This window comes from Serratia sp. 14-2641 (assembly GCF_001692375.1).
Classification (GTDB): Bacteria; Pseudomonadota; Gammaproteobacteria; order Enterobacterales; family Enterobacteriaceae; genus Chania; species Chania fonticola_C.
On the sequence record NZ_LXKR01000101.1, the window covers coordinates 55,375 to 70,262 of the forward strand.

Sequence of the window (14,888 nt, forward strand, 5' to 3'; positions counted from 1 at the left end):
TTATCGGCAAAGACGTGGTAGCGATAATGAAAAGACACCTTTATGGCATGGATGGAGCTCGGCTCACGCTACGGCGTGCGGCCACAATCGGACTGTTATTAGGCGGATTAGGCGGGCTGACAGGTCAGACTCTCGCCGCACCGCAGGTCGAATTTAACTGGCAAGCCGCACCGACAGAACGTTCGGTAATGACGCTGACGTTACAGGATGCGATCCTGCGAGCCTTTGCTCGTAACCCGCAGATCGCCCAGGCTTCGGCACAGATTAACGTGGGTAAAGCCGATCTGGCGCTGGCGCAAAGCGCCTGGTTCCCGCAAATTGCCCTCAACAGCAATTTTGGCAAATCCAGCCAGACCGACTCCTCCGGCACCTTGAACAACAACGCCTCAGCAGGTGTAACCCTGAACCAGTTGCTGTATGACTTCGGCAAAACCAGCGGCAGCATTGAGGAGCAAAATAACCTCTCCGACGCCTATCGCTACACGCTGTACCAAACCATGACCGAGGTGGGCCAGCAAACGCTGCAGGCTTACCTGCAGGTCAAACGCTATCAGGACTTGGGCACTGCGGCGGAGCGCAACCTGGTGTCACTGAACCGGGTCAAGGAAATCGCCGAGCTGCGGGCCAATGCTGGCCTCAGTTCGCAATCCGACGTGTTACAGGCGCAAACCCGCATCGCCGGGATGAACGCCACGCTGGAACAGTATCGCGCCCAGCACCGTTCGGCCCTGGCGCAGCTTACCGTATTGACCGGCGTCGTGCCGGATAAACTGCCGGACCTGCCGCAGCAACTGTTGCAACAGAAAATCACCCTCAAGTCGCTGCCCTATCAAAAAAGCAATGCGGTGCTCAGCGCCCAGGCCAAGCAGGAGGCCGCTACCCAGCGCATTCGCCAGGCCGAGGCCCAGCACTGGCCTACCATCTCGGTCCAGGCTGGCCGCACCCGCTATGAGAGCGATGGCAAAGACGCCCAATCCTATTGGAACGATCAGTTGCAGCTAGTGGTGCAAGCCCCGATCTACCAGGGCGGCGCGGTCAATGCCAAGGTCGATGCCGCCGAGGGCGATCGTCAGGCGGCACAGGCTCAGGTCGAGGCCGCCAAGCTGGACATGAACCAGAAAGCCTCCACCGCCTATGCGGATCTGATTGGGGCGCAGCAGCGAGAGCTGGCCGGAGCACAGCAGTTGAGCAGCGCGGACTACACCCGCAGCGTCTACCAGGACGAGTACAAGCTCAGCAAGCGCAGCCTGAACGACCTGCTCAGCGTGGAACAAGACGTACTGCAGGCAGAAAGCTCACGCGTCATCGCCCTGTACGACGGCTGGGACGCAGCGGTGCGCTACGCCTCTGCGGTCGACAACTTATTGGATATGTTGGGTATCGAGCGCCAACGAGCCAGTGGCGACAACTTACCGTCGCTATAGTCTGAATGATTTTGCCAGGAGCGCTTATGTCACAACCTGCATCACTCGAAGCCTGGATCGCAGCCATGGCCCGGGCGGCCAACGGCTACGGTCTGGCTGTCGATATCAAATCCATCCGCCAGCAAATGCGCTGGTATGAACAACTGCCGGCCCCGCGCCGCCTGGAACGCCTGGGCCACCTGATGGGGCTTAGCGTCAGCTTGCAGCCACGGGAGAAAGTCCGCTGGCGTAACGAGATCCTGCCCGCGCTGATCGAGATCGATGACGGCGGCCTGATGGTGATCGAATCCCTCGACAGCGAAGGCAAGGCGCTGTATTGGCTCAACGACAGCGGCGACGTGCAACGAGAGGCCGAGCTGGTGGAACTACTGCTGAAAGGGCAAGGCACCATTGTGCTGCTGGGAGCGGCGAAGCGCGGGCAGGATGCGCGCATCGACGACTTCGTACAGCCCTACCGCAAACATTGGTTCTGGCAACACTTTCGCGGGGCCAAACGGCAAATCGGCGAGATCTCGCTGGCATCAATCATCAGCAACGTACTGGCACTCGCCGGTATTCTGTTTTCGATGCAGGTCTATGACCGGGTTATTCCGGCTCAGTCTTACTCCACCCTGTGGGTGCTGTTCTTTGGGGTGCTGATCGCGGCGGCGCTGGAGTATGCCATCCGCCTGTCGCGCACCGTGATCTCCGATCTGATGGGCAAGAAAATCGACCTGAAGATCTCCGGTATGCTGTTTGCCCGCGCCCTGGCAATCAAAAACGAAGCGCGGCCAAAATCGACCGGCTCGTTTATCTCGCAGTTGCGGGAGATCGATCAGGTACGGGAATTGCTGACCTCCACCACCGTGGGTGCGGCGGCGGATATGCCGTTCGTGCTGCTGTTCCTCGCCATTATGGCGCTGGTAGGTGGCCCGCTGGTGTTTATCCCCATGCTGGCAATCCCGCTGATCGTCATTCCTGGCATCATGCTGCAATGGCCGATGGCCAAGCTGGCGAAGGAAGGTATGCGGGAAAGCGCTCTGCGCAACGCGGTGCTGGTTGAGTCGATCGAAGGGGTTGAGGACATCAAGGCACTGCAAGCCGAGCCCTACTTCCAGCGCCAATGGGAGCAGACCCACGCGGTCAGCGCCAACATCGGTATGCAGCAGCGGCTGTGGGGCGCGCGGCTCAGCGGTTGGGCCTCAACGGTACAGCAACTGACCTATGCCGGAATGCTGGTGTTTGGCAGCTATCTGGTGCTCGCTGGCGATATCACTACCGGTACTATGGTGGCCTGTAGCCTGCTTTCCTCACGCACCATCGCCCCGCTGATGCAGTTGACCATGGTGTTCTCACGCTGGCAGCACGCCAAAACCGCCATGACAGGCCTTGACGATCTGTTGAAGAAACCGCTCGATAAGCCTGAAGAGGGCAAGATGGCTCATTGCCCGGTGCTCAGCGGCCATTTCCAGCTGCGCAATCTGCAATATAGCTACGACGTGGAGAAAGGGGAAAACTCGATCACCGTCAATAATCTGGAGATCAAACCCGGCGAACGGGTAGCGATCCTCGGCAAAGTCGGCGCGGGGAAATCGACGCTGCTGAAGCTGCTCTCCGGCCAGGCCAGCGCCACCCGGGGCAAGGTGATCATCGACGGGGTCGATATCAGCCATATCGATCCCAGCGATGTGCGCCGCCAACTGGGCTTTCTCTCGCAGGAGTCGCGGCTGTTTTTCGGCAGCCTGCGCCAGAACCTGATGCTCGGGCACCCTCATGCTACCGAATCGGAAATGCTCCAGGCACTGCGGATCTCGGGGGCACTGAGCCTGGTGCAACAGGACGCCGCCAGCCTGGATCGCATTATTCATGAAGGAGGCCGCGGCCTGTCCGGCGGCCAGCGCCAGATGGTGTTGTTGAGCCGTATGATCCTGCGCAACCCGCAAATCGTGCTGCTGGATGAACCCACCGCCTCCATGGATGAACAGCTGGAAGAGTACGTGATCCGCCAGATACACGGCTGGCTGAGCGGCCGCACGCTGGTACTGGTCACCCATCGGCCAGCGCTGCTGAAGCTGGTGGATCGCATTGTGGTGCTGGATAACGGCCGCGTGGTGGCCGACGGGCCACGGGACCAGATCCTGCAGGCAGCCAATAAGCCGATCAATAAAGAACAGGGCGTAGCATGAGGAGCAAGCAATGAGCAATATCACCATGCAAGACGATCTGGCACGCCAGGGGCGGCGGCACTCCTCGGTACTTTGGTTGACGCTGCTGGGGATGATCCTGTTTGTGGTCTGGGCCCATTTTGCCATACTCGATGAGGTCACCGTAGGCACCGGCAAGGTCACGCCCTTAAGCCGGGCGCAGCTGATTGAGAGCCTGGACGGTGGGATTATCGATCACCTGTATGTGCACGAAGGGGACATCGTCAACAAGGGCCAGAAACTGGCGCAGTTGGATGTGAAACGCTTTCAGTCCAACTATGGCGAGGCCTTTTCCCGCGTGCGGACCCTGCGCGCCTCCGCCGAACGCCTGCGTTCCGAGCTGACCGGCGAGCCTCTGCAGTTCAGCGCCGATACCCTGAAGGAGCCAAGTCTGGTGGCCCGTGAACGCCAGCTGTATGAGTCCCGCAAGCGCAACCGCGATGAAACCGTCAGCAATCTGCAACAGTCGATGCAGTTGGTCCAGCAGGAATTACGCATGACCGAACCGCTAGTCGCCAAAGGGGCTGCCGGCCAGGTTGAAGTAATCCGCCTACGGCGGCAGGTTAGTGAGCTGAGAGGCAAGATTGACGAGGCAATCAACCAATATGCCGTGCGGGCGCGTGAGGAGCAGGTAAAAAACAACGCCGATCTCGACGCCCAGTTAGAACTGGTGAACGGTAAGGAAGATCAGTTGGATCGTGCCACCATGGTCTCGCCTGTGCGTGGGATCGTGAAGGATATTCAGGTGACCACCGTGGGCGGCGTGTTGCAGCCGGGCGGCAAACTGATGGAGATCGTGCCGTTGGAAGATCAGTTGCTGATCGAAACCCGCATCAACCCAAGGGATATCGCCTATATCCGCCCTGGCCTGCCAGCAACCGTCAAGGTGACCGCCTACGACTCTTCGATCTACGGCAACCTGAATGGCGAGGTGGAGAACGTTTCCCCGGATACCATTCAAGACGAGGTCAAACGTGACCAGTATTACTACCGGGTTTACGTACGTACCAAGCAGGCGGAGCTGATGAATAAGGCGGGCAAGAAGTTCCCGATTGTACCGGGAATGGTGGCCAGCGTGGAGATCAAGACCGGGCAGAAAAGCGTGCTGGATTACCTTATCAAGCCGCTGAACAAGGTGAAAGAGTCACTGCGGGAACGGTAATTATTAAAGGCCAGAGAGTGGTTAGCCTCCCTGGCCTTATTTACGTTTCCACCTTCATCAGTCGATGAATCTGCGGATCAGTTCCAACAGCGCAACCAGCGCTTTCAGAACGATGAGAACTTTATCAATGAAAGTTTTCATCCGTTACTCCTTAAAAAGGAGTGAGAGCACTACCGCTTACCCTTCCATTGCCTGTCGCGGCAGGTATCTCATTGTTAGATGATGATGTTCTCATCCTGGCCAGAGACACCAACTCAGGCCGGAAAGTAAAAAAACCCGATTCACCATCGGGTTTTTTTACGCCTGAAACTCGCTCAAAAATCAGAAAAACTCACTGCCCGCGCCGAGCCCTGCCCACCGCTTCACCCAACTGCCACACCGCCATCGAATAATGTACGCTGTGGTTATAGCGGGTGATGGCGTAGAAGTTCGGCAGACCGTACCAGTATTGATAACGGTTACCCATATCCAGACGCAGCAGGCTGACCTGCTGATTACCTTCCAACGAGCCTTGCGGCGTCAAGCCCGCTGCGGCCAGCGTAGCCACCGAGTAGTTGGTTTTAAAACCAGTCTCTAAACCAGGAGCCTGGCCATTAGCCGGCACCGCCACCGTTGCCCCACGCGTCCAGCCATGAGCTTTGAAGTAGTTGGCCACGCTGCCGATGGCATCCACCGGATCCCACAGGTTGATATGGCCGTCACCGTTAAAGTCAACCGCATAGCTCTTGAACGACGAAGGCATAAACTGGCCGTAGCCCATCGCACCGGCGTAGGAGCCGCGCAGGGAAAGCGGATCGTCACCTTCGGCACGCGCCATCAGCAAGAAGGTGGCCAATTCACCGCTAAAGTAGTCAGCACGGCGTGGGTAGTTAAACGACAGCGTCGCCAACGCATCGATAATGCGCGTTTTGCCCATCACCCGGCCCCAGCGAGTTTCCACCCCGATAATGCCCACGATAATTTCTGGCGGTACACCGTAAACCTGATAGGCGCGCTGGAGATCCGCCTCATATTTATTCCAGAACACCACCCCATTCTGCACGTTGTCCGGCGTCAGGAACTTGTTGCGATAGCGGATCCAGGCACCGTTTGGTGACGTCGCTGGCTTGCCAGCGGGTGCCTGCTTATCCATCAGAGCCACCACCCAGTCCAGCTGTTTGGCCTGGGCCAGTACGTCATGCAACTGCTGGCGCTCAAAGCCGTGCTCCTGCACCATCTTGTCGATAAAGCGCGCCGTTGCCGGATTATTGGCAAAGTCGCCGCCCAGTGGATGAATGGCATGCTCCGGTTCAAGCACAAAGCCACTCTGCACCAGGCTATCTGGGGGGGCCAGTTGCTCGGTAGGTTTAGGCTCGCTGCTACAGGCAGCCAGCAAAGGGATCAGGGGTAAAAGCGTAACCAGGTGACGCATTGGATATCCATATAGGCCAGGCAAAAAAGTTGTCACTATGTTAAGCCATTGTCTGGCGCGAACAAACAGGAATCTGGTCCCCGGCGGCCTCATTTTGTTCACAAAATACCCAGCTAAAAAGCAAGGGCACATATACACTTACTAGTGCTTACCTTTAACAAGGCGATACCCGTTCAACGCCACTACGCTAGGTTGCTTCGTTGCCCCTGCGAACTGGCGCAATCAATGTGTTTTCTCTCCAAAGCAGCACAAGAGGAATAACGTATATGAGTAAGCTCCCCGATCAAGAACCGCCACGCCGTGCCCTGCTAAAACGTACCGCAGCCCTTTCAGTATTAGCCATGACCGGCATTGCCGGTTTCACCGCACCTTCAGTGGCCTTTGCCGCCGCAATGACCAAAGAACAGCGCGATAAAATGACGCCGGACGACATCATCGCCAGCTTTAAACAAGGCAATATGCGCTTTCGGGAAGGCAAAATGCAGCAGCATGACTATGTCGCCCAGAAGCAGGCCAGTGCTCAGGGGCAGTTCCCGGCGGCGGTCATTTTAAGCTGCATTGACTCACGCGCCCCGGCGGAACTCCTGTTTGACGTCGGCATTGGTGAAACCTTTAACGCGCGCGTTGCCGGTAATATCCAGAATGACGACATTCTGGGCAGCATGGAGTTTGCCTGCGCCGCTGCCGGAGCCAAAGTGGTACTGGTGATGGGACACACCGCCTGCGGTGCGGTAAAAGGAGCCATCGAAAATGTCGAGCTGGGTAACCTGACCGGGCTGCTCAACAAGATCAAACCGGCCATCGACAAGACCGAATTTAAAGGCGAACGCAGCGGTAGCAACTATGAGTTTGTCGATGCCGTCGCCAAAACCAACGTCGAGATGACCATCGCCGATATCCGCAAAAACAGCCCGGTGCTGAAAAAACTGGAAGAGGAAGGAAAAATCAAGATTGTAGGCAGCATGTACCATCTGGACGGCGGCAAGGTTGAGTTTCTCGCTTAACCCCTGGCTAACCTCTCACAACAGCGGTGGGCATTGGCTCGCCGCTGCTTATAACTCTTATTGATTATCAATGCATTACATCACATCCTGTTTCAATAATTATTCTGCGAATCATTAAAAATCCCTCTTTTGATCAAACAAGCCCCCAGCCATCAACATAGAATTCACAAAAAATTAAACTCATCAAGGATAGGGTTTTACATGGAAATTAAGGTTAATGGCCATTTGGTCGCACTGAGCAATATCCCACCAGATACTCCCCTGCTGTATGTCCTACGCAACGATCTACAACTCAACGGCCCCAAATATGGCTGTGGCCTGGGTGAATGCGGTGCCTGTACCGTACTGATCGACGGTGTTGCGGCCCGCTCTTGTTCCATCCCGCTGTCTGCAGCCCAAGGCAAAACGATCACCACGCTGGAAGGGCTAAGCCAGGAAGGCCATTTACATCCGGTGCAACAGGGCTTTATCGATGAACAGGCCGCGCAGTGTGGCTACTGCACCAACGGCATGATTATGACGCTGGTGGCGCTGTTTGAACGCGATCCCCAAGCCAGCGAGCAACAGATCAAAAACGAATTAGCCTTCAACCTGTGCCGTTGCGGTACCCATCTGGAAATTCTGGCTGCGGCGCAACAGGCCAAGCGGCTACTGGCCGAGCGCGGTGCCCAATGATGGAGATGCAGATAACCCGTCGCCGCCTGCTGCAGGCGGGTGGCGTAGTGATGGTCAGCAGCCTGTTACCCTTAAACGCGCTGGCGGGCAGCCCTGCCGCCGCAGGTCAAGCGATCCCTCTGGACCGTATCAGCAGCTTTATTGCCCTCAGTGCCGACGGCAAAGTGACCGCGTTTAACGGCCACGTCGATCTCGGCACCGGCATACGCACCTCACTGGCGCAGATTGTCGCCGATGAACTGGACGTGGCTTTCGACGATGTCACGCTGATCCTGGGCGATACCAATCGTACGCCCGATCAAGGCCCAACCATCGCCAGCGCCACCATTCAGGTAACCTCGGTTCCCTTGCGTCAGGCGGCTGCGCAGGTACGGCAATTGCTGGTGGAACTGGCAGCTATGGCCTTCAAGCGCCCGGCCGCACAGCTGACAACCGCCAATGGCTTCGTCTTTGCCCCAGATGCCCCCTCAACCCGCCTGAGCTACGCCGAGCTGGCGCGTGGGCAGGATCTGCATCTGCCGCTGAACAGCAATGTGGAGCTGAAAAGCCCGCAAAGCGGCCAGTATGTGGGCAAACCGGTCGCGCGCGTCGATATTCCGGCCAAGGTTCGCGGCCAACTGACCTATGTGCACGATATGCGCCTACCAGGCATGTTACATGGCCGGGTGGTGCGCCCGCCTTATGCCGGAGCAGACAGCAGCGCACCATTGGGAAAAGCGATGATCTCCGTCGATCGGGGATCCATCGCCCACCTACCCGGCATTGTCAAACTGGTGGTCATTAATGATTTTATCGGCATCGTGACCGAGCGTGAGGAGCAGGCGATCGCAGCCATGCGCCAACTAAAGGTGCAATGGCAGCCCTGGGCCGGGTTACCGGATCTGTCTTTGGATAAGCTGCACGCTACTCTGGAAGCCATGCCGAAAGCCGAGCGAATTCTGCGCGACGATCCGGGCACCACCGACGCCCTTGCCACGGTCACAACTCAGGTCAATGTCGACTACGTCTGGCCTTATCATTTACATGCCTCTATCGGCCCTTCCTGTGCCGTGGCCGAGGTGAACGCGCATCAGGTGGAAATCTGGTCTGGTACGCAAAATCCCCACGACCTGCGCAAAGACATTGCTAAATTGCTTGGCCGTGAGCCGGAGCAGGTACATATCAACCGTATGGAAGCTTCCGGCTGCTATGGTCGTAACTGTGCCGACGACGTTTCGGCAGATGCGGCCTTACTGTCACATGCCACCGGCAAGCCGGTGCGGGTGCAGTTGATGCGCGAGCAGGAAGCGGGTTGGGAGCCAAAAGGTACCGGGCAATTGATCCGCGTACGTGGCGGGCTGGATGCCAACCATCAGGTCGCCGCCTATGAGCTGAGAACCAGCTATCCCTCCAACAACGCCGTCACCCTGCCGCTGGTATTAACCGGCAAGGTCGCCAATCGGCCAGATGTACAGCAAATGGGTGACCGTACCGCCGTGCCGCAGTATGAATATCCGCATATGCGGGTGATTGCGGAAGATGCAGCCCCCATCGTGCGGGCTTCCTGGATGCGTGGCGTGTCGGCGCTGCCGAACGTGTTTGCCCATGAAAGCTGGATCGACGAGTTGGCCTACCTCGCCAAACAGGATCCGATCGCCTACCGGCTGCAATATTTAACCGATCCGCGCGCCATTACGTTGATCCACGCGCTGAAAAAACAGGCCAACTGGCAGGATGGCCCCGCCCATCGTAATCCGGTGGCCGAGGATCAAGAGGTGGTCAATGGCCGAGGTTTCGCCTATGCCCGTTACTTCCACAGCAAATTCCCCGGGTTTGGTGCCGCCTGGGCGGCCTGGGTCTGCGATCTCAGCGTTAATCGCCGCAATGGGCAGATCAAACTGAACAAGATCTACGTTGCCCACGACTGCGGGCAAATCGTCAATCCGGCCGGGGTGCGCCATCAGGTACATGGCAACATCATCCAATCTGCCAGCCGGGTCCTGAAAGAGTTTGTCACCTTTGACAGCAGCGGAGTGACCTCACTGGATTGGGGCGGTTACCCTCTGCTGCGGTTTGACGAACTACCAGAGGTGGATATCCAACTGCTGGATAACCCGCATGAGCCGCCGATGGGGGCCGGTGAATCCGCCTCCGTACCGAGCGCTGCCGCCATCGCCAATGCGTTATTTGATGCGCTGGGCGTCAGACTGCGTGAAGTCCCCTTCACCCCGGAACGGATCCTGAAGGCTTTAGCTACTGCCACCTCTTCCAGCCATGCAAACGGGTAACACATTATGCACAAGATAAAGAAAATCGCCGGGCTGGGCGCGCTGGCCGTTGCCATCATCGTCGCGGTAGGTGGGATTGCCACCTGGCAGCCAGAAATGGTGCAAACCGAACTGCTGGATACCCACAATTTCAGCCAGGCGCAGATTGAAAAAGGTGAACACCTAGCCGCTCTTGGCGATTGTGCGGTGTGCCACACCCGCCCCGGAGGTGAACGCAATACCGGCGGGCTGGCAATGGAGATCCCGTTCGGCACCATCTATACCAGCAATATTACGCCCGACCTGGAAACAGGAATTGGCAGATGGTCCTATCCCGCCTTTGAACGCGCCATGCGTCACGGGGTCGACCGCCAGGGCAATTACCTCTACCCGGCTTTCCCCTATACCGCATTTACCCGCACCAGTGACGAAGATCTCAAGGCACTGTACGCTTACCTGATGACGCAGCCAGCGGTGCACTACCAGCCGCCGAAAACCTCATTACATTTCCCCTTCAATATCCGTCAGGGTATCGTGACCTGGAACTGGCTCTATCTGACGCCCGGTGCCATGCAGCCAGACGCCAGCCAGAGTAAAGAATGGAACCGGGGGGCCTATCTGACAGAGGGGCTGGGCCATTGTAGCGCCTGCCATTCGCCACGAAACTTCCTGTTTGGGGAGCAAGGGGGCAGCAAACATTTGAGCGGCGGTGTTGCAGAAGGTTGGACCGCTCCGGCCCTGACCTCCAACGCTCAGATCCCGCTGGCCTGGAGCCAGCGGGATCTGCTGACCTTTATGCAAACCGGCTACTCGGCTAACCACGGCGTGGCCGCCGGGCCAATGGCACCGGTGATCGAGGAAGGTCTTTCTCAGTTGCCACCAGAAGATTTACAGGCCATTGCTACCTATCTGAGTTCCTTCCATCCTCAGGAGAAAAGCCTGCCCGGTAAGGCCCCAGAGATCAGCCGGTTAGCGGAGCAAAGCGTAGAACCGCTGTCTTCACAGGGGGCCCGGATTTTCTCCGGGGCCTGCATGGCTTGTCACTCTCAGGAGAAAGGCGCGCAGATGCAGGGTGTACGCCCTTCCCTGGCCCTGAACAGCAACCTGTATAGCAGCAGCCCGGATAATGCCATCCGCGTGGTGCTTTCCGGTATCCAGCATCCAGCCAAAGGCGAATTAGGCTATATGCCTGCGTTCCGTTATAACCTCAACGACGCGCAAATCGCCGCGCTACTGAACTATCTACGGCAGGACTTTGCCAAGCAAAAACCGTGGCCTGATGTGCAGCAACGGGTGGCGGAACTGCGAGCGGAAACCGCCCCCTCACCCCAACCCTCTCCCACAGGGAGAGGGAGCTGAACGGAGCGCGTGGCAGGGGGCAAAGTTATTCTGTAACTACTTAATATAAAGACACATTACTGTAATTCAGTGGTGGCACGATCGGTCCCCTCTCCCTGTGGGAGAGGGTTAGGGTGAGGGGTGTGAACAGAAGCCAGAAGCTACTTCTGTAACTTGGCCAACAGCGTCTTACGGGTAATGCCGAGCTGTTTGGCCGCCTCGGTCTTGTTACCGGCAGTTTGTTCCAGCGCCGCCAAAATCGCCTGTTTCTCGACCTGCTCCAACGGCTGGATCGCTTGGCCACATTGGCTATCAGGCTGCACATCGACGCACTGGCTGATGCTCAGCGGCAGCTCTTTTTCACTGATAAAATCCCCACTCAGCAGGATCACCCCGCGCTCAACGCTGTTCTCCAGCTCACGCACGTTGCCCGGCCAGGGGTATTTCAGCAGCATATCCATCGCCAACGGGGTAAATCCCTTAACCGTCTTACGGTTACGCTCGGCAAATTTGGCCAGAAAGTGCATTGCCAACAGGGGAATGTCCTCGCTGCGCGCCCTCAGCGGCGGGCTGTCCACCGTCACCACATTCAGCCGATAGTAGAGATCCTGGCGGAACCTGCCAGCTTCCACATCCGCCAACAGATCCCGGTTAGTCGCCGCGATCAGGCGTACATCCACCGACAGGGTCTGATTACTGCCCACCCGCTGGATCTCCCGCTCCTGGATCGCCCGCAGTAATTTCGCCTGCATCAACGGCGAGACTTCTCCAATCTCATCCAGGAACAGCGTGCCCTGATCAGCCTCCATAAAACGCCCTTCCCGGCGTTTATCGGCACCGGTAAATGCTCCTTTCTCATGCCCGAACAGCTCCGACTCCAGCAGAGATTCGCTCAAGGCGGCGCAGTTGATGCTCACCAATGGCCGTTCCTTGCGCAGGCTATTGGCGTGTACGGCCCGAGCTATCAGCTCCTTGCCGGTGCCGGACTCGCCGCTGATCAACACCGTCGCTTCGGAAGGGGCGATCATGGCGATCATTTCCAGCAACTTGCGCATCGGTTCACTGCGGCCAATAAAATTTTGCTGATCGAACCGCAAACGCTGCTTCAGATCCTGGTTCTCGCTCTTTAACGAGGTATGCTCCAGCGCGCGTGCCAGCGTGAGCTGCAGCGTATCGAAATCGAGAGGCTTGGTCAGATAGTCATAAGCCCCCGCCTTAATCGCTTCAACGGCAGACTCCACGTTGGAGTAGGCGGTCATGATCAGGATCGGGATCGCCGGGTTATAGCTTTTGATGGCCTTCAGCGCTGCGATGCCGTCCATTTCCGCCATCCGCACGTCGCTGAGGATCAGATCAAACGGTTGCGCCCTGACCTGCTCCAACGCTTGTCGGCCGTTATGCGCCACGCTGACTCGGTAACCCCAGCCGTTTATCAGCGCTTGGAGGATGGTGCAGTGGCTGAGATCGTCCTCAACCAGCAAAATATGTGCATTAGGCGTCTGCATAAACCTCTCCCTGCGGTGTTTGGTGACTAAGTGGGATCACCATTGTAAAGCGTGTGCCCGTTGGTTGGCCGCTGGTAACGGCGATCGTCCCCTGGTGCTCCTCGATCACTTTCTGCACCATGGTTAGCCCCAGGCCGGTGCCCGTCGCCTTGGTGGTGAAGTAAGGGTTGAAGATTTTTCCAAGGTCGTCAGGTGGGATACCTGCACCCGAGTCGCTGACGGTAATGCGCATCGCCCCATCCTGGGTTGCTTCAACTTCAACCTCGAGTACGCCATCCGAGCCAATTGCCTGAATGGCATTGAGATACAGATTCAACAACACCTGAGTGAGGCGATCAGGGTCGATCTCCACCAGCGGCAAAGCTTCATCACAGCGGGAACGGAGAGCGATGTTGTTACTCTCAGCATCCTGACGGATCAGGTGTAGCGAATGTTCGATCACCTCGTTAATCGCCACCCGCTGCAAACGCAGATCGGCAGGGCGCACCAGCGCCAGTAACTCGGTGATCACCCGGTTGAGACGATCGACCTCTTTCGCCATCACCTTGGCCAGTTCATGCTGTTCGCTACCCGCAGGCGAGCGATCGGCAAAATACTTGGCGAAGCCTTTGATGGAGGAAAGCGGGTTGCGGATTTCGTGGGCCACGCCAGCCGCTAAATCGCCGATAGCCGCCAGCTTTTCTTTGCGGCGGATCTCCTCTTGCAGCTGGCGAATTTCCCGCATATCGCGAAAGATAAACACGTTGCCCAGAAAATGGCCGCTGTGATTAACAATATTCGCCACGCTGATGCTCAACGGCAGGCTCTGCCCACCAGCCAGACGATGATCAATATCCTGTTCGATGATCGGCTGGCCGTGGCTACTTTTCTGCGCCAGTTGCTGCCATTCGGTGGGTAGCGCCTGATGGCTGGGCTGGCCAAACAGCTCGGCGGCACTGCAGCCCAACATCACTTCTGCCGCATGATTAACTACCCGGATCTGGTGCTGATCATTGGTGGTGATCAAGCCCATCGGCAAGTTACTGATAATTTCGCTGGAGAAGGCCCTTGAGTCCTGCAACTGCTGGCTGGAGCGTTGATAACGGCGCCCCCAGAACAGCGCCAACAAACTGGCTAACGCCAGCAACAGCAAGATGGACAGCAAAATCGAGGTGTTGCGCATATCCTTTGCCTGGGCGGCATCCAGCGCGACGGTGTCTAACGCCGCAAAAATGACGGTTTGCTCATCATCCTGAGGCTCGGCAGCCTCCTGCATACGCGATCGGTTCATCATATGGCCAGAGTGGCCACTGCCACGCTTGAGCGGCTTAAACCAACGGTAGGCTTCGAAAGCATTCTGCTGCCGATCCTGTGGCTCATCAAAGCTCGTCATATGCCACTGTGCATCGCTGGAGACCTTCAGCTCAGCCATCTGTTGCGGGCTATACAGCTGCTGGCCAACGCGTTGTGGATCGCTGTGCGCCAGGATGCGGCCAGAGCGATCGGTAATGGCGATGTACAGCACGTTTGGCTGATAGGCCATCTCCTCCAACAGAGTTTGACGCTGATCGTGACGCCAGCGCATGCCCATACCGGTACGAGCACCGGATTCAAACGAGCTCATCAACACCGCGCTTTTTTCTCGCAGCGTTTGGATCTCCACCTCACGCCCACGCTGCAGATCTTTAATGGCCAGCGTGATGATAATGCCGAGCAGTAACGCAACCGCTGCGATCGCAATCCAGGCAGGTAAGAGCGTCGATTTGGTTTTAAATTCCATGGGCTTCCTCTGCAACCGGCACGCCAGCGTGCGGGTAATTATTACCCACACTATCAGTATGGCGAGTAAAAATAACCCACTTTATCTCTGGATTGCGGCCAGCAAACGGCCATCCTCCTCTATCAGTTATTTTTATTACTGTCATAAACTTAACGCGCTTCATGCTGACACTCCTTGGCTG

10 protein-coding genes and 1 pseudogene are annotated in these 14,888 nt (G+C 57.4%); 7 read left to right on the forward strand and 4 right to left on the reverse strand.

The window, feature by feature from the left end; all coding sequences use genetic code 11:
* Nucleotides 1-26 precede the first annotated feature (26 nt).
* From A6U95_RS28530 to A6U95_RS28540, 3 genes are read left to right on the forward strand one after another with little or no spacing between them, the layout of a single operon-like run.
* A complete protein-coding gene (locus A6U95_RS28530) occupies nucleotides 27-1,424 on the forward strand; it encodes a TolC family outer membrane protein (protein ID WP_173409791.1) in 1,398 nt (465 codons plus the stop codon).
* 26 nt (nucleotides 1,425-1,450) lie between these two features.
* Entirely contained in the window at nucleotides 1,451-3,589 is a 2,139-nt protein-coding gene (locus tag A6U95_RS28535) for a type I secretion system permease/ATPase (protein WP_065686955.1), read from the forward strand.
* Nucleotides 3,590-3,599: 10 nt separating this feature from the next.
* Entirely contained in the window at nucleotides 3,600-4,769 is a 1,170-nt protein-coding gene (locus tag A6U95_RS28540) for an HlyD family type I secretion periplasmic adaptor subunit (protein ID WP_065686956.1), read from the forward strand.
* Nucleotides 4,770-5,100: 331 nt separating this feature from the next.
* On the opposite strand, the gene mltB is transcribed toward A6U95_RS28540, so the two are convergent.
* The gene (mltB, locus tag A6U95_RS28545; RefSeq protein ID WP_065686957.1) at nucleotides 5,101-6,180 is read right to left on the reverse strand and encodes a lytic murein transglycosylase B; all 1,080 of its coding nucleotides are present in this window, start codon (nucleotides 6,178-6,180) and stop codon (nucleotides 5,101-5,103) included.
* Nucleotides 6,181-6,446: 266 nt separating this feature from the next.
* Here mltB and A6U95_RS28550 point away from each other — a divergent pair, with 266 nt between their 5' ends.
* The 4 genes from A6U95_RS28550 (at nucleotide 6,447) to A6U95_RS28565 (ending at nucleotide 11,464) form a co-directional block, all read left to right on the forward strand.
* Complete coding sequence (locus tag A6U95_RS28550; RefSeq protein ID WP_065686958.1) at nucleotides 6,447-7,184, forward strand: carbonic anhydrase; 738 nt, start codon at nucleotides 6,447-6,449, stop codon at nucleotides 7,182-7,184.
* 201 nt (nucleotides 7,185-7,385) lie between these two features.
* Nucleotides 7,386-7,859 carry a (2Fe-2S)-binding protein gene (locus tag A6U95_RS28555; RefSeq protein ID WP_065686959.1) on the forward strand — a complete coding sequence of 158 codons (474 nt, stop codon included), beginning with the start codon at nucleotides 7,386-7,388 and terminating at the stop codon, nucleotides 7,857-7,859.
* Nucleotides 7,856-10,126: a molybdopterin cofactor-binding domain-containing protein gene (locus A6U95_RS28560; RefSeq protein ID WP_065686960.1), complete on the forward strand. Its 2,271-nt coding sequence runs from the start codon at nucleotides 7,856-7,858 to the stop codon at nucleotides 10,124-10,126. The genes A6U95_RS28555 and A6U95_RS28560 overlap by 4 nt, the downstream gene beginning before the upstream one ends.
* 6 nt (nucleotides 10,127-10,132) lie before the next feature.
* Complete coding sequence (locus A6U95_RS28565) at nucleotides 10,133-11,464, forward strand: cytochrome c (protein ID WP_065686961.1); 1,332 nt, start codon at nucleotides 10,133-10,135, stop codon at nucleotides 11,462-11,464.
* A gap of 140 nt (nucleotides 11,465-11,604) precedes the next feature.
* Here A6U95_RS28565 and A6U95_RS28570 read toward each other — a convergent pair whose 3' ends face one another.
* The 3 genes and pseudogenes from A6U95_RS28570 to A6U95_RS31150 all read right to left on the reverse strand — a co-directional run bounded on the left by A6U95_RS28570 (nucleotide 11,605) and on the right by A6U95_RS31150 (nucleotide 14,870).
* Nucleotides 11,605-12,948 (reverse strand): sigma 54-interacting transcriptional regulator, encoded by a 1,344-nt coding sequence (locus tag A6U95_RS28570; RefSeq protein WP_065686962.1) that lies wholly within the window; start codon nucleotides 12,946-12,948, stop codon nucleotides 11,605-11,607.
* Nucleotides 12,935-14,653 (reverse strand): annotated as a pseudogene (locus A6U95_RS28575) (ATP-binding protein); the annotation flags it as partial. The gene A6U95_RS28570 and the pseudogene A6U95_RS28575, both read right to left, overlap by 14 nt.
* Nucleotides 14,654-14,696: 43 nt before the next feature.
* Entirely contained in the window at nucleotides 14,697-14,870 is a 174-nt protein-coding gene (locus A6U95_RS31150; protein WP_158006247.1) for a hypothetical protein, read from the reverse strand.
* Nucleotides 14,871-14,888 lie beyond the last annotated feature (18 nt).